The following is a 19,882-nucleotide window of genomic DNA, read 5'->3' as shown; positions in this document are numbered from 1 at the left end:
AATAGAAACAAATTCATATTCACTTTGGGTAGATACTCTTGGTTTAAACATAGATTTCACCACTTAATTTTTTATTGTTTGGTTGTGTTAAGAGCAGTGCATCATTGATTTTATAGCTCTGTTGATTTGCGCGGAAGGCACGCAGACTCCTGCGGGAGTACGGGGCAGGGGAGACCCCGCAGGCGCTTCAGCGCCGAGGAGGCTCCCCGGCACGCCCGCGGAAAGCGAAGTGCCTGGAGCGCAAATCAACAGACATGTTGCAAAGCCTATATATTAATAATATTATAACGAATTAACGCGGTGAATTGTTAAAGTTATTGTAGAAAATAAGAGGCTGTCGAAAGTTTCTCGACAGCCTGAAAGGAAAGTCGTTGACTTTCCTTTTTTACATTCATTTATTTCATTGGTTGGAATTCTACTGCTACATAATTTGTTTCTCCAATTTCTTTTTTCACCTGTAAGATGATTTTATTGGCCTCAGTTGCTGAAGGCTTCTTCTTAGATTTAACTGTGACTCTTACTTTTTCACCATCTGCTCTTACTAATGCATCTTCATAGCCCATTGTTTTAATTAACGTTTCAAGAATTTCTTCTTTTTTGGCCGTTTGATTCAATTTATCCATTTGATCTTTTACTTTACTTCGCTCAACCGCAGGAATATCTGTGGAGGCAAGCTCCGTCGTTAGATCCTCTCGCTGTTCGCTCCTTAGGTCATCGAGCTTCATACGTAATTCTTCAAACGCTTCATCACCCGCAACAGTTGATACAATTGTTTTATCATCCTTAGCTTCCGTCTTTGTTTTACCCTGATTTTGATCTTTCGCTTTTTGCGAAACAGCAGCTAGATCATTACTCTTCTGTTCCGGAGAGGTAATGTAATAAACAGATAAGACAACTACTAAACTTAACATCGTTAATAACCAAACTGTTTGTTTTTTCAATAGCATATGAAAACACCCCTTTTATTTTTTAGGCATGACTGCAACTCGGTGGCTTGGTACATCTAAAGCGCGTGTAACTGCCTCTACAATCCACTTTTTCACTTGTATATTCTCTGCGCCTTTCGCAACCACTAGGACACCGCGAATTTCAGGTTTTTTCGTTTCTACTACAATCGGAACCTCTTTTTCACCCTCACGGATAATCACTAGTTGTTCATCAATTGAGGCTTCCTCAACTTTCCGTTCCCCACCTTCTCGATCTGTTTCTTCAGTCGTTTGTGATTTGGAAACCCTATTTTTTTCAAGTACTTTCTTATCAGTGGAATCAATATTGACAACAACTGTAACATCGTTAACCCCAAGCATTTCCTGAAGTGCTTTCTTAAGCTGAGTTTCATATTTTTCTTCATATTTATCCAATGCCTTATTGCTTGAGCCCTTATTTAGACCAAATGCCGGGACATCTTCGGAATCTACTTTTTCACTTGTCGCAACAGGTGTATCAGCTGAGTTCGAATCTGTTTTAAATACAATATTGCCAACAAGCATAAACGCTGCACCGATACATAGAACAACAAGCATATACTGGTATTTCCCTGGTTTCTTGTCAGATTTACCTTCTATTTTGAGCACCTTTTTAAGCCATGAAAATGGTCCTTGGTTGTTATTCATTTTGGTTATTAATCCCCCCTTCAATCGAAACTTCAACTGTTTTTTCAGTCACATTCCATTTTTGCGAAAGAAAAGCGGCAATTTTTTCAGCTTCTTCTGTTGAGCTTTTAGATGGAAGAGGTGTTTCTGTGTTAATTTCAACTTGTTTGATCGCTTCGACTGTCTTCACTTCATTTTCTGGTTGCTTCAGAAGAACCATAACCTTTTGGAGGTTGTCTGGGAATGCTTGGTCGCTTTCTTCATTTGTAGCTAGATCAATTTTTGCTATCTCCAATCCGTATTGTTCCATCAACTCCTCTTTCACGTCCTTTTTCAGTTGGACAGCCATTTCTTCTAAAATATATGCATGTTGTTGAGCTTGTATTTCTTTTTTCTTTAAATCTATTGAATTTTTCATATTTTTTTCACCAGGAGCTTGATATGAAGGGATCGAACCCATTGCCGATTCAAAATCCTTGGAAATCAATTTAAAGATAGGGGTAAGAATAATGGCAATTAAAAGGAGTCCTGTAACCATTTTTGTGTACTTTTGCATACTTGAATTGGGGAGGAGCATATCAATTACCGTGGCTAACAAGATGAAGAGAATAATATTCGTTACCCACTCTATTAAAAATTCCATATGAATCCCCCCTATCTCATCATCATCGTCAGATTTCCTGCCGCAACTATAACTGTTATACATAAAAAGAACATGAGTGAAACAATTCCTAAAGCTGCAAAGACATAAATGACACTCTTGCTAATAATATCCAAGCAGGTAATGATTGGCCCGCCGCCTAATGGCTGCAAGATAGCGGCAGCGAATTTATAGATAAAGGCAATCATTAAGATTTTAATAGCTGGGAAGGCTACAATGATAAGCAGAATACCAACACCAGCAATGCCTACTGTATTTTTTAATAGGACAGATGCACTAACCACCGTATCTGTAGCATCTGTAAACATCCGGCCGATAACAGGTATAAAGTTCCCCGTTACAAATTTCGCTGTCCTAATCGTAACACCATCTGTTACAGCAGCTGATGCACCCTGTACTGATATAACACCTAGAAACACCGTCAAGAAGAGACCCATTAACCCAATGCTCCAGTTTCTTAGCAGGGCAGCTAATTGTGACACTTTATACTGTTCTGACATCGTGCTTACAATACTCAACAAGGTGGCTAGAAACAGGAGAGGCAGGATAATATACTGCATGAATAAACCGCTTATATTCATTAAAAACAAGATCACCGGATGAAAGAAAGCTGCTGATATAAGACCGCCAGAGGCTGCAATTAATGCGAGTAACAGTGGAACAAGTGCTAGCACAAAGGAGATCATCGATCCGATTGCTTCATTTGTATAACTGATGGCGATATGGAAACTATTCAGGGCAATTATGACTAAGACCATATAAACGATTGAATATGCAACCTTGCTAATCGCGCTTTTCTCGAAGGCATTCTGCATCGATTGAAGGAACATACTAAAGATGGTTAGCATAATCAATGACCCCAGTAATTTCCCGTTAGAAACAAACTCTTGAAAGGCAAACTTTACTATCCCCAACCCCCATTGTTTAAATGAGAATTTCTTCTCGCCGCTAACAAAGTCATACAAGCTCCCCTTCTGGCTTTCTGGAAGAAATCCCCCGTATTTATAGGTAATGTCCTCCCAAAATTGTTTGAGTTCTGTAATATCAAGGGATTTAAGCTGGGCATCAACTAACTCCTGCGGAGAAAGAGGGTTTGGGTCTTTAGTTTCTTCGGCAGCTTGTACACCTGTAAAGGATAAAAAAAAGAATACAAGAACTATAATAGGAATAAACTGCAACCGCTGCTTCAATTCTATCTACACCTCTTTTTCAGGTTTGTCATCAACTAGGAATAAGTTTGATTATCGTTTCAATCAAAACAGTTAGAATTGGGATCGCCATAGCAAGGATAATAATTTTTCCAGCTAATTCAATTTTAGAAGAGAGTGCTCCCTGACCAGCATCCTTTGTAATCTGGGCGGCAAATTCAGCAATATAAGCAATTCCAATGATTTTTAAAATCGTTTCGATATAAACCATATTCACTTTTGCATTCACTGCCAGTTTCTCAAGCATATGAATGATTTCATAAATTTTATCCACCAAAAAAAGGAAAATGACACAACCTACAAAGACAACTAAGAGGAATGCAAAATTTGGCTTTTGTTCTTTCACAATTAAAGCTAGAAAGGTTGCAACAAGAGCTATGCCAACTATTTTTATGATTTCAATCTTAGGGACCCCCCTTCTATTGATATAAAAATACAGATTTAATTTTTTGGAAGAGATCATCCACAATGGATGCTACCTGAAATAATATATAGATAAACCCAAACAACGTTACCCATTGTGCGTATTCTTTTTTTCCCACCTGGTCAAGAACGGTATGCAAAAAGGCAACAACTATTCCCACACCAGCAATTTTAAAAATAATATCCACTTCTAACCCCATTGCATTTCCCCCTAAAATAATAAAATAATCAGTAATAATCCTGATAAGAATCCGAGACTCTTGATCATTTTTTCGTATGTTGCTTGGGCTTGAATTGCATCTGCCTCTTCTCTTTCAAGATGTGTTAGTGTCAGCATGATATGTTTTTGCTGGGACATACGATCATGTCGACCCAGGGTTTCCCCAAATTGCTTCATAATTTCAAATTCTCCCTGCTTTAATGCTGTAGAATTCCATATTTCTCTTAAACTCGTTTCCCAAGCGTCTCTTACTGTTGTTTCGGTGTCCGTTAATTTCTTGGAAAAGGACTCAAAAAAGGTTGAAAGCGGCTTTGAAAGCTGTTCTGCTAACCTTCTGGCTGCTTCATGTAATGGCGTATGACCGTACATTATTTCTGCTTCAAGGGATTGTAGTGCAGTCCTTAATGCCCTGAGCTGCCTTGGTCGTTCACTAAAACGTCTGGAAATCTCAAATCCGATCCATGTTGTTGCGACAATTATGAAAACAGCACCTATAAGCTTAATCATTTATGTCACTCTCACTTTTTGATTCATTTCTTTACCATTTCCATCTAAAATATGAGTAATAGTTCCCGGTCCTGATGCCCTGCTAAGCACAACAAAACGTTGAAAAATTTTTTGATCAAGAATCGTCCGTAAAGATGGTCTATTTCTAACTTCTTCAATGCTCGTCCCATGAGTGGTCATCATTAACTTTATTCCCGCATGAACAGCCTCTTGGATGGCTTCAGCATCTTCTTTCCGGCCTATTTCATCAACAACCAGAATATCTGGACTCATCGAGCGAATCATCATCATCATTCCTTCAGCTTTCGGACAGGCATCTAGCACATCCAAACGGTCACCAAAGGTCAATTGCGGTATCCCATTAACACATCCAGCAATTTCACTTCGTTCATCGACAATCCCTACCTTATTTGCCTGTATACCCCTTGCTAAGTAACCTGAGGATGCAATTCTTGCAATATCACGCAGTAATGTTGTTTTTCCAGTTTGGGGCGGACCAATCACCATCGTATGCATCCAATTTCCTTGATAGATATAGGGGATAATTGGTTCAGCTATCCCTACCTTTTCCCTAGCTATCCGAATATTAAAAGAGGAAATGTCCCTGATCGCCTTGACCTTTCCACCCTCAAGGATCACCTTACCAGCCAGCCCAATCCGATGGCCCCCGGAAACAGTTATAAATCCTTGCTTAAGTTCCTCTTCGAGGGTATAGATGGAGAAATGACTTATTTTATTCATTAGGTGAAAAGCATCATCAGGCTGGACAATATACGGTAAAAACCTGGGTGCGCCTTTCATTGTCATTTCAATCGGTCGGCTAATTCGTATGCGGATTTCTTCCAGTTCTTCTTTTTGGTTAGGAGGGATTTTGCTGATTAGGTCGGCTATATTTTTTGGTAAAAAGTTTAGGATCGTTTCCACGTGTGCAACCTCCTCATATTTGCCTTTCTCATTATTTAAAATGTATGCCTGCTTGGTCACATTATGACTTTCAAAACTGTCATTTCTTTTCTATTTTCTGAGATGAATGCTAGAACAAAAATAAGATAAGTAGAAAGGGATAAATTTTAATGTCGGAACATTTTTGGAGGTCAGTCGTATTTTAAAGAAAGAATAAACATAAAGGGGGAGAGGGAAGTGTACAATTACCATCCGTTAAATCGAAATGGATCACCTCCCAAGGACTATTTAATTAAAGTGTCTGGTGAAGGAGAAATGGCAATCCAACCTGACTCCGCTTCGGTAAACCTAGGAATTATAACGGAGAGCAAGCAGGTAATAACCGCTCAGCAGCAGAATTCTCTTGAAGTAACAAAGGTAATCGACTCTCTTATTTCACTGGGAATTACCAAGAATAATATACAAACCTTCGATTATCGAATTGATTCAGATTACGATTATGACCAAGGGAAACAAATATTTCGTGGTTATAAAATAACCCATATCCTGCAGGTAAAAATAGAGGACTTATCAATCGTTGGCAAGGTCGTGGATACCGCTGTTCAAAACGGTGTGAACTATGTATCTAACGTCCAATTTACAGTGAAAGACAAAGAGTCTTTTTATAAACAGGTCTTAGTTATGGCAGTAAATAATGCAATTGAAAGGGCTAAAACCATTGCAGGGACCTTAAATGTATCGTTAATCCTCACACCGAGGTTAATTATCGAAGGAGGCAAAACGGTCCAGCCTGTTTTTAACCAGCCTGGAGCTTTCGTGAAAGGAGCTGCCACCACACAAATTGAACCAGGACAAATAACAGTCAAGGCTGATGTGATTGCAGAATTTCACTTTAAACCATTTTAGAAAAAAAGCTGTGTAAAAGGACATTGTTGATTTAAACTAGCAAATTTATCAAAGCCAGATAAAAAAAGGATAGAACCTGAAATCAGGTTCTATCCTTTTTTGTGAGTTTTAGTTATCATATTTCTTTGCCCAATTATATAACTGCATTTCTGTAACTGGACCGTTAAAATGTTCTCTAATGATTCCTTGTTTATCAATCACAAAGGTTTCAGGCTGCCCTGTCACATTATACATTTTAGAAACCTTTGCATTATAATCAAATAAATAGTTCATTCCGGCTTTATTTTTCTCCGTTACTTTATTAATCTTATCCATTGTCTCGCCGCGATTAATCATAAGAAAATGATATTGATCACCATATTCTTTTTGGAAGGATTCTAGCTCTGGCAGCTCCTCTTTACATGGAGCACACCAACTGGCAAAATAGTTCAGAATAACCACTTCTCCCTTAAAATCGGAGAGCTTGGTTGTACTTCCATCCAAATTTGGCAACGAAAAATTATATGCCTTATCACCAACATCTGTATGTTCACCTTTTGTAACTAAACTATAACCAAAGAAACCAAACATACCAACAATAAGAATCAATACGAGTAATTTGATGACCCGCTTGTTCATCGTATTTCCTCCTGACACCAGTAAGGTTCTATGCAAAAGGCCTGTTTATGCTTCACAGGCCTAATTATTACTACTAGTTATTTTTCTAGTTGTTTTAAGAATTCAATTTCTTTCTTAAGCTTTGAGTGTCTTTTACCGAGTATTAACATATATCCAAAAATAACAACCCATGCAACAGAATAGGCACCATACATAAATTCAAAACCCATGATAAATTCCTCCTATTTTTCCAATTCTTCTCTTAATTTTTCTTTATAGCGCTCTACTTTAATTTTCATATATTCAAAAGAAACACCTTTATGAAGAAGGTATGAATATAGAATGGTAAATGCTGCAAGTGAAACAAACAACGCCACTAGCATAGAACTCTCAATACCTCCACCTTTTTGGGAAGGTCCCTCACCAAACACGATTGGGTGAAACTTTGTTTGCCACCAGCGAATCGCGAAAAATACGATTGGAACATCAGCAAACCCGATGATTCCAAATACAGCAGCAAGCCTGGCCCTTTTATCCCATACTCCATCCATTTGACGAATCATAATGTAGGCTATATAGATAAAGAAAAGAATTAACGTTGTAATTAACCGCGGCTCCCAAACCCACCAAGTATTCCATGATGATTTTGCCCAAATTGGGCCAGTTGTTAAGACAATAATCGTAAAGACCACACCAATTTCTGCAGAAATATAAGCATAGGTGTCAAATATTCTTTTCCGTTTGACTAAGAATAAAATACTGAAGACAAATGTCACAAAAAATGCCATGAACGCCAGCCATGCTGAGCTAACATGAAAATAAAAGATTTTTTGGGCTGCTCCCATCGTTACTTCTTCAGCAGAAAAGATAAAGATAAAATAAAGGGCAACCAACATGGAAATAACTGTAGCACCAAACAAAATCTTTGATAGATCTGGGCTCTTCTTAACAGTTAATTGAGATCCAGTAAGTACCGCTTTCTCTCGTTCGAGATTCATACTCATCACTTAAACCTCCAGCACATAATCAATTAATAAGAAACAAACAACAAAGAAGATAACATCGTACGCAGTGACCAACTGAATCCAAGCGACTGCACTTGAAAATTTCTCCATATTCGTTAAGATGATTCGAGTGGCTTGAACAACACCGATTAGGATTGGCGTTGTAATTGGAAACAGCAATAGTGGAAGCAGCATCTCACTGCTTTTGGAATTGGCTGCCAATGCCGCCAAGAATGTTCCAATGGCGATAAATCCAAAACTGCCTAAGAATACAACTAAGATAAAATAAGGAATGCTGCCAAAAAATTTGAAATCAAATAACAAAAATAAAAACGGGATGGAAACAAGTTCTACGATCAGCATCATCGCAAAATTGGCTAAGAACTTTCCTAAATAAATGCTCGCTGCCTCCATTGGTGCAACTAATAATCCTTGCATCGTATCATTTCTCTGCTCGGATATAAATGATCTGTTAAGACCTAAAATTCCAGCAAAGACGATAATGACCCAAATGACTCCTGGTATAACTGCTTTTGTTGTATTATTGGCAGGGTCAAAGGCGAAGCTGAAAACAACAATCACCAGACCAGCGAAAATAATTTGGGTCACCATAATTTGTTTTGTTTTTAATTCGGAATATAAATCCTTTTTTGCTAGTAAGAGGGCTGTTCGAAAAAGGTTCATGATACTCCCTCCACTAATTGCTCATATTTTTCAGAAACAAAACCTAAGTTTTGATTTTCAATCCTAAAATCATCGACGATCTTGCCATTTTTCACAATGATAATTCTGTCACAGATTTCAGCTGCTTGTTTGAAATCATGTGTAACCATTAAAGTAGTCGTGCCTTTTGCTTTCATGGAAAGAATAACGTTATTAAGTATGGTAATTGCTCCTTGGTCTAATCCTGTGTGTGGTTCGTCCAAAAGGAGAATTTCCGGTTCATGAACAATCGCTCGTGCAATCGCAATCCGTTGAATCATTCCACGGGAGAAATTCTTTACCGGTTCATTTAAAAAGAATGACAAACCTACTTCTTTGACAAGTGCAATCGCTCGTTGTTCAACATTTTTAACACCATAGATATTCCCAAAGAACACAATATTTTCTAATGGAGTGTAATGATCATAAAGCAAACTGGAATGGGGTAAATAACCCATTATTTTTTTTATTTCGATATGATTTTTTTTCAAATCCATATTATTAACCAATATAGACCCAGATGTAGGTTTTATTAAGGTTGCGAGTACTTTTAGAAGCGTACTTTTTCCGGCACCATTTGGTCCAAGGATGGCAACCGTTTCTCCTTTTTTGATTGAGAGGTCTACACCACGAAGGATGAGCTTATTATCCGCTTGCTTTGTTAGCTTTTTTATTTCTATCATTTGCAGTCTCTCCCATCCCAGCTACTACTCTACAAAATTTCGTAAGTTTAATTTTACTTGGACAAGATGCTGTTTATAAGCTTCTAGCTTTGCATGATATTCATCCTCTGAAAGCTTTCCATCTCCGAAGGATTCTTCCAATTCAATGATCTTATCCATTATGGCTTTTTGCTTTGCCATTAAAAGTTTAAATGCCTTCTCTTCTTTATCTGCTCCAAGTCTTTCCTCTTCCAGCTTTGATTTCCTTCTGAAATAGATATAATAGGAGATTCCAGCAATGACAATAGCTCCTATAATAATTAAAAAGACGTGTGGATCAAAGCGGTGTAGCGGGGACTGTGCCCATATTCTTAGATGACCTGGATTATGAAAAGCAGGCGCCGTGTGTGTAACCGAACTATTACTTTTATTAGTTGTTTCCGACTTTTTTGTCTCATTCGCTGCAGGCTGTACATCTGGCTTATAAACAAGTGTAAACGATTGGTTAGCTTTAATCCCTTCGATACTGTATCCAAAATAATTTTCGTCATCGAATTTGAAACTGCCTTGACTAGTTGCAACAGCCCCCTTAACTTCAATACTCCCTCTTCCTTCTGGAACGAGAATTTGCATCATTTGTACGTTGTAGTCAGCTTTTAAATTAATTTCTTTTCCCTTTGCTATCCGATAACTGTAAGGCAACACCATCGTTTGATTTCCTGGAATTGCCGTGGTTGTAATGAATCCTTTGTCAACCTCTTTAAAGGCAATTTTATTTTCTAAAAAGTTGAGATCCTCTGCTCCTTCGGGAAGGGTTACATTTAAGACCGCTTCACTTTTACCGTCACCTTTATATTCTTCAGCTGAGGTATTAGTATAATTAACCATATTCATCATATTCGTTGAGCCATCTTCTGCAGGGCTGACAACGATATAATGCATATCAATCGAAACCTTTGAATCAGAAGCTGCTAATCCATGAAATGGACTGAATAGCATCAGTCCGAGGAAGAAAACCGTGATTTTTTTGATCACTTTCCTTCCCCCTTTTTATTCTTATAAGTTTTCATTTGTGCTTCAATTTCTTTTTCAACTTCATCCATTAAATCTTTATCAATGTTTGTATCCATCAATTGTTCTTCTTCCTTCATAAGGCTGGCAACTTCTGTTTCGTATTGCTTCTTTAAAACTTTATAATCAGCGTGTGAGATTTTATCCATCTTGTACTCAAATTCTATTTCATTAAGTGTTGTTAATAGTGCTTCTTTCGTGGCGCCGATTTCCTGACCCGTTGAACTAACATGTAAATAAGCATCCCACTTAAATAACGGTGATAATATTAGAAACAGACAAGCTAGCGCAAATATGGTGGTAAAAATCATCGAGATGACTGTGATATCTTGCATTTTGTTCACATCCTAAAGATACTTTTTGCGTTCTTCATCAATCATGGAAGAAAGTATTTCTCCTTCTACTTCATCCTCGGTGTTCTGGTACTCAGCAACAGGTTCATCTGTGCCTTTTTTCTTAACCCATTTACGAATAACGAAATACAATGATATTCCCGCTGCGGCCAATACTACAAACGGGAGAACCCAAGCTGTTAAACTAAAACCGCTTTTTTCAGGTGAAGTCAATATTTCTTCACCATAGATATTGACATAATAGGCACGAATTTTATCCTTATCCCACCCCTTGTTCATCATGTCAACCAGGTCTGCTTTAAATTCTGTTGTAAGATTGCACGTATTCGGATCACATTCATAATGATCCTGACCACAGCCACATGTGCAGGCAAATTGCTGAGCAACGGCTTTGAATTCAGCTGATTTATAGTCAATCTGTTTTGCTGCTTCAACGCGAAGGAATGATCCTTGAAAGATGAACGCTATTATGAGAAGGCCAATATAAATTTTGTTTTTCATATTAAGACACCTCTCTGCGTACTCCTGTGTATCTCGGAGTGACATTTCCATATTTTCCATTCCAAACGGCGAACAGAGCGCCAATAACAATCATGAATGAACCAATCCATAACCAGTTCATCATTGGATTAATCTTTACAACAAATGTAGCTTTTCCATCATCTTCCCAGGCACTTAACACGATGTATATGTCTTCCTTAAGCGAAGATATAATCGCCACTTCGGAAGAAGGCTGTTCCCAGTTACCGTAAAATACCTTTTCCGGCTGGTAAGTGCCTAGCTTTTTACCATTTCTAAAAACGGTTACATCGGCATAGACGATATCATTAATGCCTTCTTTCTTCTGATCAAGCCGGTCGTAGTTGATACGATAATCCTTTAATTCAATTGACTGCCCTAAATCGACTGTTTTCATTGTTTGTAAATCATAATTCTGTGAACCAATAATCCCCATCGTAATGAAGGCAATACCAAGGTGAACGATGTATCCACCATACCTGCGGCGATTTCGAATCATCAAGCGGTACAGCGCCACTATTGGTGTTTCTTTAGTCATCTTTCTTCTAGCTTTTACACCTCTATAAAACTCTAAGAAGTGGGTAATTAATAATAGAATGATTACTCCATAACCAATGACTGCCCATGCTTTTTGAATTCCTAACACTACCATCAAAATCATGCCAAGAACAGCGAGGATAGCTGGAATCATGAAGTTTTTCTTAAGATTTTTCACGGTAGATTTTTGCCAAGCAAGCATGGGACAAACTGCCATGACAAACATCATTGATAATAGAATTGGTGCTTCCACTTTATTAAAAAATGGCAGACCAACCGTTACTTTTGTACCACGTACTGCTTCCGATACTAATGGGAAAATCGTGCCCCAAAATACGGCAAAGGCTGCTCCGACAAGTAATAAATTATTTACTAGGAAGCTGCTCTCTTTAGAAACAAAGGAATTAAATTCCCCTGCACTGCGTTTCAGCAGGTTGTAACGGCTCATTAACACATATAGTGCTCCGATGACTGCCACACCCATGAAGATTAAGAAGTATAATCCCAGGTTTGAATTTGCAAAGGCATGAACAGATGTCAGTACGCCGCTTCGCACTAAGAATGTACCAAATAGGGTAAGTGCATAGGAGACAATGATTAAGCTGATATTCCAAATTTTTAACATGTTTTTCCGTTCTTGAATCATAACGGAATGTAAGAAGGCCGTTGCTGTTAACCATGGCATAAAGGATGCATTTTCAACTGGATCCCATGCCCAGTAACCGCCCCAGCCAAGTTCAACATATGCCCATTGACCACCAAAGATATTTCCAAGACTTAAAAATAACCAGGCAATAATTGTCCAACGTCTAGTCATTTTAATCCAGAAATCATCGACATTTTTCAAGATCAATGCTGCCATCGCAAAAGCAAATGGAATGGCAAGACCTACATAGCCAAGGTAAAGTGTGACAGGATGAATGATCATTCCTGGATTTTGAAGCATTGGATTTAATCCTTTTCCTTCTATTGGAATCTCATTTAATAGAAGGAAAGGTTTTGCAACAAAACCTAAAATAAAAAAGAAGAAAACCGCATTTGCAAGTAAGATGGCCGATATGTATGGAATCATCGGGTTTCCTTTTAACTTCCGTGAGAAAGCAATCATACAAGTATAAAGAGTCAAGAAGAATGTCCACAATAACAACGAGCCTGCATTACCCGCCCATAGTGCGGTAAGTTTATAGATAATCGGTAGTTCACTGCTTGTGTAATCATGAACATATTCGTATTGAAATTGAGAGGTTGCTAATAGGTAGAACAATGAAAGCATTGCAAGTGATGAACATACTAATAATGCAATCAATCCACCTTTACCACTGTTAATAAACTTTTGATTTTTCGTGCTAATCCCCAACGTGATAATGAGGAGTGAATAAATTGCGATGGCTAAGCCTATATAAATCGTTGCGTTGGCAAATAAATACATTTCGTCACCTTCTTAAGTTAGCCTGTTATTTTTCATTCGGTGTTTTATTTAACTTATCTTTATGTGTCTCTGGATTATAATTTTTGATATCTTTTCCTTCATACTTAGAAGGACATCTAGTTTTAACTGTCTCTGCCACAAATGTATTCTTTTTGGTCGGAGCCCCTTGGAGAATAGTAATGACACCTTCTGCAAAGTTATCTGGTTTGGTACCATTATGAATAACATGCATTACATTTCCGTCGTTATCTTTAACATCAAACTTCAACTCAATTTTGTCTGGATTCCATTTAATTGAATCTTCAATAAGTAATCCTTCTACAGTTACAAAATCATCTTTATGTTGATCTTGAGTAGCCAAGAGCTCTTTCATCGTTAACTCAACACCACTTGAACCAGGAGTTGCTGCCATCAGAAGGAATACAATAGCGCCTGCAATAATAAACCCACCAAGCATGATAATCGTATTTTTTTTCATTCTTTTCACCTCATTAGATTAATTTTTTCATTTCTTCTTCGTACATTTCTTGGTCTATCTTTCCAGTTAAAAGTTTTTTGCGCAGTTCCTTCTTTTCTTCAGAATTCGCTGTTTTGTTGTCTTTTTTAACCGTTGGAGAAGGCTTCTTCGTTTGTTTTTTATTTTGACTGGCTGCCTTAGATGCTGATTGTTTATTTCCTTTTAAGCCAATGAAAACAAAGAGTCCGGCAATGATGATTGCAATACCGATGATCGATGCACCACCTAGCCCGATAATTGGACGTTTTGATGAATTAGTGGTTCCCCCGTTTTTCACAACTTGGTCTGTTGCAGTTACACCACTATGGTTTTCATCATTTGGTGGCTGCTTTTTATTAATCGCCTCCATTGTTGATTCAGTACCATCTTTCTTATATGAGAAAGAGTATTTCAAGCCAGCATCTGCCTTTACATTTTTGTATTGATAGTAATAGAGCTCTTCCCCATATTCATTTTTCGAATTATTTGCTGCTTTTGGCTCAATTTTTATTTCCTTTGCATCCATTGGAGCATAAAAGATAACATCTAACAGCTCGATATCAGCTTTATTTTTAAGTTCATATGTAAAGCTCTTGTTGTCCTTCACGTCAATTGACTTTGTATAGTACTCAATGACAAATTCGTAGGTTTCGTTATTCTTAATTGCTTTAGCTGGTTTCCAAGTAATGATCCCATTTTCTTTATCGACATCATAGGGACGCTGTACTTCAGGCTTATTTTTTTCTGGGAATTCTGCTACCAAGAAGGCTTCAAAGCCTTTTTCCATTGCTGGAACGGGAATCTCAATCTTCCCATCATAATCTTGACCACTTTTATTGGTAATTGTTCCGTACTGGCCCACTAGTAGAGAGGGAATATCTCGCGACCACCCTTCGGGATAATCAAACTCTGGCATTACCTGAATCTGCATTTCCTTAAAAGGAAATTTTTCTGCCTGAAAGGCTGTTTCTGCACTAGCCTTCGGGATGATGAAATTCGTTAAAAATGATACGATTACGAATAATGCCAACAACTTATTTTTAAGCATCTTAATCCTCCTTGACTTAAAAAACTTATCACTAGAAAGTACTATTTTTCACTATAGTCCTCTTTGAAATAAATATAATCTTTATCAATCCTTATTTGTTGATTCACTCTTGAACATTTTGTTAAAGGATAAAAATCGTTGCGGTTTCGACAAAAAACCACCACAAAATGTTCACAAATTAAAAATGGGCAAAAAAAACCTGTATCCTCTTGTAATGGATTCAGGTCTTTTATGCTGTATTCAGTTTATTTTTTCTCCAAAGATCGGATATAGGTGACAATATCAGTAATATCCTTTTTTTTGAGCTGGCGTGCGCCTTCAAGCCCCTTTAATGAAGGACCCATTCTAGTTTCTTCACGACCGTAGGCTGCATTAATCCATATTTGCTTATCAGTTGTATATTTCAGGTATTGTCGATTAGAGAGAGCGGTTCCCATTTTATCCTTACCTGTCCCTGCTTCACCATGACAATTGAGACAATATAAATTATATTGTGCTTTTCCATTTTCAGGATTACCTGATATCGTTTTTGGCACATCAAACTCGATTTCTTCTGTTTGCCAGTCTCTTATAAAAGCAACAAGATTTTTTAAATCCTTATCTGACATTCGAGGACCGTAAGCAGGCATGACTGTGCCTTCTCTTCCATATTTCACATAATTATACAGGTCTTTATCGGATACGGAGCTTAAAAAATTCTGGCTATTTAAAGCCGTCCCCGTTTTTGAGCCTTCTCCTTTTCCTGTTTCGCCGTGACAAAATATACAATTTTTGTTATATATCTTTTCACCTGCAGCAATTGCTTCTGATTTCTTGCTATCAAAAATATGGCTATTACTTAAACAGACAATAATTCCAATAATAATCAAAATGTAAAATCCGATTAGTATTTTCTTCATGGGTTACCCCTTAATTAGGTTCAGGTGTTGGGGTTGGCTCCCCAATATCTTTATATTTTTCTGTGATTAATTGATATATTTTATTCGTATTTTTTCCACTAAGATGCATTTCAACCGCATCTCGAGCAATATCAATGCAGGTGTCGCAAGATATTCCGTGAGAATCCCATTCTGTTACAGCATTGTCTTCACCAACTTGTTTGACAAAGCAATCTAGATTGCTCTTATGTCCTTCGACAACACATCCACAATAGCAAGGAACAGATGCTACGACTTCAGGATAAGTTGCAGCCATAACATAAGTTTCATTAATTTTTTCAGATGTATTCAGAACAAAATCAGGTAATGGCGAATGTTTTTTATCAAGTTTCCAACTTTGATCATTAAGTTTAGAACTGCAGCCAGCGGCTATAATTGCAAACAAAATCCCAAGGAACAAGAGAGATGTAATTCGTTTCATTTTCTGTAGCACCCCTTCCATTTTATTTTTTTACTATTTCAGTTTATCAAAAATAAATTAGTCAATAAGTAACTAATTCTTACTATTTAGTGAAGTTTTTAAGCAGACCGTTAGGGGGATATAAGCAGTTTTCATTAAGAATTGTTAAAAAAAGCCTTAATCCGACAATTTTCGGACTAAGGCTTTGAACTGATTATGCACGTGACACGTATGATCCATCAGTCGTATTGATAATTAACTTATCCCCTTGATTGATGAAGAAAGGAACCTGAACAGAAAGACCTGTTTCAAGGGTAGCTGACTTGGTACCGCCAGAAGACGTATCCCCCTTAATACCCGGTTCTGTTTCAGCAACCTCTAAAATTACATTGTTTGGTAATTCTACTCCAAGAGTTTCATAATTAAACATCATAATTTGTACTTCCATATTTTCTTTCAAAAACTTTAATTCATACTCAATGCTTGAAGCAGGAAGTTCTACCTGCTCGTAAGATTCCATATCCATAAATACATGATTATCACCGCTTGCATAAAGATATTGCATTTTACGGTTATCGATTTGAGCTTTCTCTACTTTTTCACCTGCACGGAATGTTTTTTCTTGAATTGCTCCATTACGAAGGTTACGAAGCTTGGAACGAACAAAGGCTGCTCCTTTACCTGGCTTTACGTGTTGGAAATCAAGGACACGCCATAGGCCGCCATCCACTTCAATTGTTAATCCTGTTTTAAAATCATTTACAGATATCATATTAAGATCCTCCTAAAAATCATTACAGTATAATTAGTTCTTTTGTAGAATGTGTGAGTGCTTCGTTATGGTCCTTTGTAATCAATGTATCATCTTCAATCCGAACGCCGCCGAGTCCTGGGATATAGATACCTGGCTCACATGTTACTACCATTCCAGGTTCTAATATTACATCAGACTTCATCGATAGACCAGGGCCTTCATGGATCTCAAGTCCGATACCGTGCCCTGTTGAATGACCAAAGTATTCACCATAACCTTTTTCTTTTATGTAGTCTCGTGTTATTGCATCTGCTTGCTTCCCTGTCAAACCTGGTTTGATTCCAGCCATTCCAAGTAATTGGGCTTCAAGTACAACTTCATAAATTTCTTTAAGCTTTGCGTCTGGCTCTCCAATCGCAATAGTCCGCGTAATATCAGAAACATATCCATTGTAGTAACAGCCGTAATCCATTGTTACAATATCCCCTGCTTCAATGACCTTATCGCTAGCAACACCATGTGGAAGTGCTGAGCGATGACCAGAAGCAACGATTGTATCAAATGAAGAGGAAGTGGCACCAGCTCTCCTCATAAAGAACTCTAACTCATTAGATACTTCTAATTCCGTTTTTCCTGGACCAATGAAGTCTAAAATATGTTTAAATGCAGCATCAGCAATATCAGCTGCTACCTTTAATATCTTAATCTCTGCATCAGTCTTTATCAAGCGTAACTTTTCGATTACACCAGAAAACGGAACTAGTTCAGCGTCAACTTCTTTATCATATAATTTAAAGGAGGAGTAGCTTAGAAAATCCTCTTCAAATCCCAGCTTTTGAATTCCAAGGTTCTTCACTTGTTGTGCAACTTCTTCAGGAATCGTTCCGGTTATTTTTATAATCTCGAAACCTTGGCATTGTTTTGTCGCTTGTTCAATATAGCGGAAATCCGTAAGAAACAAAGTTTTTTCCGCACTAATTAAAACTACACCGGCAGAGCCAGTAAAGTTTGAAATATAGCGACGATTATATGAGCTAGTGATCAAAATTCCATCAATTCCAAGTGTTGAAAAATTAGATCTTAGTTTTTCTATTTTTTCCATTGCTCTCCACTCTCCTTTTCAAATCCATATGAGGACAAAAATATTTTATCATAACCTACTTCATCCGACTAATCGTAACTTAGGAGGACTCCTCTTTCACTTGCTCGTTATTATTTTGATACTCATAATTTATGGAATATCCAATAAAGATTCCATATACGATATAAATACAAACGGATGTAATGATCGTATCTCTTTTTAGATCAAAAAATGGTTTAATACCTGGAAATAGTGGATTTAGAATAAAGAACACCACCAAAAACAATACAATTCCATAGCCAAGTCCAAACCAAAACCCTGTGAATTTCCTCAGCACTGCATAGTAAATAAATGCTGCTATCACGGAACATATTCCAATTAAAATAATGGAAATGACGGTCCCCAGCCATTCGTATTTCCAATGCCCTAGTGCCCATGGCTCTAGAATGACATTGGGACGAATTTCTGTAAAACTTAAGTAGGACGCTATGCAGCCAATCAATCCCCAAAACAGACCTCCAAATAAACCCGTCCAAAATACCATTACCGAAAAGGACATGGGCTTAGGATAATTTCCTAGTTTCTTCTCAATCGCCATTGTAACAACCTCCGTTTACTTTCTGTTTATTCGGGAAGTGCCCTTTTTACTGTTATATATACTTGATATGCTGTCCTATAATTGGGACAACAAAAGGCCATTATAAATTCCATTTCTTATTATGTCCTTTGGTATTCAATCCCTTACATATAAAAAAACTTTTTAATTGGAAATATTATGTCATTCCTAGAGGTTTTTTTGTTTTTCTAGTAGAATAGAATTAAGTACATACAGATTTTATCTTTCAGCTGTTGTGCAACTATAGATTAGGTTGGTGTAAAGTATATGTCCAATTCTCAAAAACCCGTTTATGGCGGCCAAGCGGTTGTCGAAGGTGTTATGTTTGGCGGAAAACATCATTATGTTACCGCGGTACGCAGGAAGGATCAATCTGTTGAATATTTTCATTTACCTCGTAAAGCAAATCCTTATTTTACAATCCTAAAGAAAATCCCATTTCTGCGAGGGATTATCGCAATTATTGAGTCGAGTGCAAATGGATCGAAACATTTAAACTTCTCGACGGAAAGATTTGATGTGGATCCAAAAGAAGATGAAATTATAAAAGAAAAAGAAGTCTCTAAATTGACCATGTACCTTGGTGTTGCTGCAATTGGTGTTATTTCATTTTTATTTGGTAAATTTGCTTTTACACTGATCCCTGTGTTCCTTGCAGTTTTGACAAAACCAATTTTTCCATCGCATTTTGCTCAAGTGTTAGTGGAAGGTTTTTTTAAACTAATTTTATTAATTTCCTATATTTATTTTGTTTCACTTACTCCATTGATAAAAAGGGTGTTTCAATATCATGGCGCCGAACATAAAGTAATAAATACCTTTGAAGCTGGGGTTGAGTTAACCGTTGAAAATGTGCAGGCTCATTCCCGTCTGCATTACCGCTGTGGCAGTAGTTTCATCCTGTTTACAGTCTTTGTTGGTGTTTTTGTCTATATGCTGGTACCATCAACTCCGCTTTGGTTACGGGTGGCCGACCGTCTCCTCTTAATTCCTGTGGTTTTGGGTATTGCTTTTGAAATCCTTCAATTAACTAATAAACTTAAAGATATTCCAGTTTTAAAGTATCTAGGTTATCCTGGTCTTTGGCTGCAACTAATAACAACGAAGGAACCACAAAATGATCAAGTCGAAGTGGCAATACTTTCTTTTAACGAATTATTAAGAAGAGAAAAGGAATCTGAGTACTCGGTTAAAAGCGAAGAAATTGTCTAAATACTTGTTTTATCGTGTTTAAAAGAATAAAAAAATGCTTAAG

Annotated in this window: 26 protein-coding genes; 2 read left to right on the top strand and 24 right to left on the bottom strand. The window is 37.3% G+C overall.

What is annotated here, in order from left to right:
• Positions 1–395: 395 nt before the first annotated feature.
• Genes J7E63_RS06500 through spoIIIAA form a run of 8 tightly spaced genes read right to left on the bottom strand, consistent with a single transcriptional unit; the run spans position 396 to position 5,535 of the window.
• Positions 396–947, bottom strand: a complete 552-nt coding sequence (locus tag J7E63_RS06500; protein ID WP_168245031.1) for a SpoIIIAH-like family protein — start codon at positions 945–947, stop codon at positions 396–398.
• A 15-nt stretch (positions 948–962) separates the two neighbouring features.
• Entirely contained in the window at positions 963–1,613 is a 651-nt protein-coding gene (spoIIIAG, locus tag J7E63_RS06495) for a stage III sporulation protein AG (protein ID WP_215010726.1), read from the bottom strand.
• Positions 1,606–2,235, bottom strand: a complete 630-nt coding sequence (spoIIIAF, locus tag J7E63_RS06490; RefSeq protein WP_214713119.1) for a stage III sporulation protein AF — start codon at positions 2,233–2,235, stop codon at positions 1,606–1,608. The genes spoIIIAG and spoIIIAF overlap by 8 nt, the downstream gene beginning before the upstream one ends.
• An 11-nt stretch (positions 2,236–2,246) precedes the next feature.
• A complete protein-coding gene (gene spoIIIAE, locus J7E63_RS06485) occupies positions 2,247–3,443 on the bottom strand; it encodes a stage III sporulation protein AE (RefSeq protein ID WP_215010725.1) in 1,197 nt (398 codons plus the stop codon).
• A gap of 31 nt (positions 3,444–3,474) precedes the next feature.
• A complete protein-coding gene (gene spoIIIAD, locus J7E63_RS06480) occupies positions 3,475–3,924 on the bottom strand; it encodes a stage III sporulation protein AD (RefSeq protein WP_098931474.1) in 450 nt (149 codons plus the stop codon).
• Positions 3,881–4,084: a stage III sporulation protein AC gene (gene spoIIIAC / locus J7E63_RS06475; protein ID WP_066060661.1), complete on the bottom strand. Its 204-nt coding sequence runs from the start codon at positions 4,082–4,084 to the stop codon at positions 3,881–3,883. The genes spoIIIAD and spoIIIAC overlap by 44 nt, the downstream gene beginning before the upstream one ends.
• Before the next feature lie 11 nt (positions 4,085–4,095).
• The gene (spoIIIAB, locus tag J7E63_RS06470) at positions 4,096–4,611 is read right to left on the bottom strand and encodes a stage III sporulation protein SpoIIIAB (protein WP_168245035.1); all 516 of its coding nucleotides are present in this window, start codon (positions 4,609–4,611) and stop codon (positions 4,096–4,098) included.
• Complete coding sequence (gene spoIIIAA / locus J7E63_RS06465; RefSeq protein WP_215010724.1) at positions 4,612–5,535, bottom strand: stage III sporulation protein AA; 924 nt, start codon at positions 5,533–5,535, stop codon at positions 4,612–4,614.
• Positions 5,536–5,751: 216 nt separating this feature from the next.
• Between spoIIIAA and J7E63_RS06460 the strand changes: the two genes are divergently transcribed.
• A complete protein-coding gene (locus J7E63_RS06460; protein ID WP_215010723.1) occupies positions 5,752–6,420 on the top strand; it encodes an SIMPL domain-containing protein in 669 nt (222 codons plus the stop codon).
• 108 nt (positions 6,421–6,528) lie between these two features.
• Here J7E63_RS06460 and J7E63_RS06455 read toward each other — a convergent pair whose 3' ends face one another.
• The 16 genes from J7E63_RS06455 to J7E63_RS06380 form a co-directional block, all read right to left on the bottom strand.
• Entirely contained in the window at positions 6,529–7,038 is a 510-nt protein-coding gene (locus tag J7E63_RS06455) for a TlpA family protein disulfide reductase (RefSeq protein ID WP_215010722.1), read from the bottom strand.
• A gap of 77 nt (positions 7,039–7,115) precedes the next feature.
• Positions 7,116–7,247, bottom strand: a complete 132-nt coding sequence (locus tag J7E63_RS06450; RefSeq protein ID WP_168245039.1) for a CcmD family protein — start codon at positions 7,245–7,247, stop codon at positions 7,116–7,118.
• Positions 7,248–7,259: 12 nt separating this feature from the next.
• A complete protein-coding gene (locus J7E63_RS06445) occupies positions 7,260–8,021 on the bottom strand; it encodes a cytochrome c biogenesis protein (RefSeq protein ID WP_215010721.1) in 762 nt (253 codons plus the stop codon).
• Positions 8,022–8,024: 3 nt separating this feature from the next.
• A complete protein-coding gene (locus J7E63_RS06440) occupies positions 8,025–8,705 on the bottom strand; it encodes a heme exporter protein CcmB (protein WP_168245041.1) in 681 nt (226 codons plus the stop codon).
• Positions 8,702–9,406 carry an ABC transporter ATP-binding protein gene (locus J7E63_RS06435; RefSeq protein ID WP_214713126.1) on the bottom strand — a complete coding sequence of 235 codons (705 nt, stop codon included), beginning with the start codon at positions 9,404–9,406 and terminating at the stop codon, positions 8,702–8,704. The genes J7E63_RS06440 and J7E63_RS06435 overlap by 4 nt, the downstream gene beginning before the upstream one ends.
• 24 nt (positions 9,407–9,430) lie before the next feature.
• The gene (locus tag J7E63_RS06430; RefSeq protein ID WP_215010720.1) at positions 9,431–10,420 is read right to left on the bottom strand and encodes a hypothetical protein; all 990 of its coding nucleotides are present in this window, start codon (positions 10,418–10,420) and stop codon (positions 9,431–9,433) included.
• On the bottom strand, positions 10,417–10,791 hold the full coding sequence (locus J7E63_RS06425; protein WP_215010719.1) for a hypothetical protein: 375 nt from the start codon (positions 10,789–10,791) through the stop codon (positions 10,417–10,419). Before J7E63_RS06425 ends, J7E63_RS06430 begins: the two co-directional genes overlap by 4 nt.
• Before the next feature lie 12 nt (positions 10,792–10,803).
• Positions 10,804–11,310 carry a cytochrome c-type biogenesis protein CcmH gene (locus tag J7E63_RS06420; RefSeq protein ID WP_214713129.1) on the bottom strand — a complete coding sequence of 169 codons (507 nt, stop codon included), beginning with the start codon at positions 11,308–11,310 and terminating at the stop codon, positions 10,804–10,806.
• 1 nt (position 11,311) lies between these two features.
• Positions 11,312–13,294, bottom strand: coding sequence for a heme lyase CcmF/NrfE family subunit (locus J7E63_RS06415; RefSeq protein WP_215010718.1), 1,983 nt, complete (start codon positions 13,292–13,294; stop codon positions 11,312–11,314).
• 25 nt (positions 13,295–13,319) lie between these two features.
• Entirely contained in the window at positions 13,320–13,772 is a 453-nt protein-coding gene (locus J7E63_RS06410) for a cytochrome c maturation protein CcmE (protein WP_088088940.1), read from the bottom strand.
• Between the two features lie 13 nt (positions 13,773–13,785).
• Positions 13,786–14,838 carry a hypothetical protein gene (locus J7E63_RS06405; protein WP_215010717.1) on the bottom strand — a complete coding sequence of 351 codons (1,053 nt, stop codon included), beginning with the start codon at positions 14,836–14,838 and terminating at the stop codon, positions 13,786–13,788.
• A gap of 245 nt (positions 14,839–15,083) precedes the next feature.
• Positions 15,084–15,737, bottom strand: a complete 654-nt coding sequence (locus J7E63_RS06400) for a c-type cytochrome (protein WP_215010716.1) — start codon at positions 15,735–15,737, stop codon at positions 15,084–15,086.
• 10 nt (positions 15,738–15,747) lie between these two features.
• Positions 15,748–16,197, bottom strand: a complete 450-nt coding sequence (locus tag J7E63_RS06395) for a PCYCGC domain-containing protein (protein ID WP_215010715.1) — start codon at positions 16,195–16,197, stop codon at positions 15,748–15,750.
• 193 nt (positions 16,198–16,390) lie between these two features.
• Positions 16,391–16,948, bottom strand: a complete 558-nt coding sequence (efp, locus tag J7E63_RS06390) for an elongation factor P (protein WP_088088945.1) — start codon at positions 16,946–16,948, stop codon at positions 16,391–16,393.
• A gap of 22 nt (positions 16,949–16,970) precedes the next feature.
• Entirely contained in the window at positions 16,971–18,032 is a 1,062-nt protein-coding gene (locus J7E63_RS06385; protein ID WP_215010714.1) for a M24 family metallopeptidase, read from the bottom strand.
• Between the two features lie 79 nt (positions 18,033–18,111).
• Positions 18,112–18,609 carry a YqhR family membrane protein gene (locus J7E63_RS06380; RefSeq protein ID WP_215010713.1) on the bottom strand — a complete coding sequence of 166 codons (498 nt, stop codon included), beginning with the start codon at positions 18,607–18,609 and terminating at the stop codon, positions 18,112–18,114.
• Positions 18,610–18,894: 285 nt separating this feature from the next.
• Between J7E63_RS06380 and J7E63_RS06375 the strand changes: the two genes are divergently transcribed.
• A complete protein-coding gene (locus J7E63_RS06375; RefSeq protein ID WP_215010712.1) occupies positions 18,895–19,839 on the top strand; it encodes a DUF1385 domain-containing protein in 945 nt (314 codons plus the stop codon).
• Positions 19,840–19,882: the final 43 nt, after the last annotated feature.

The sequence above is a fragment of the Bacillus sp. ISL-75 genome, from assembly GCF_018613095.1.
The sequence above is the reverse complement of the archived record's forward strand: the minus strand, read 5'-3'. Positions and strand labels throughout refer to the sequence as shown.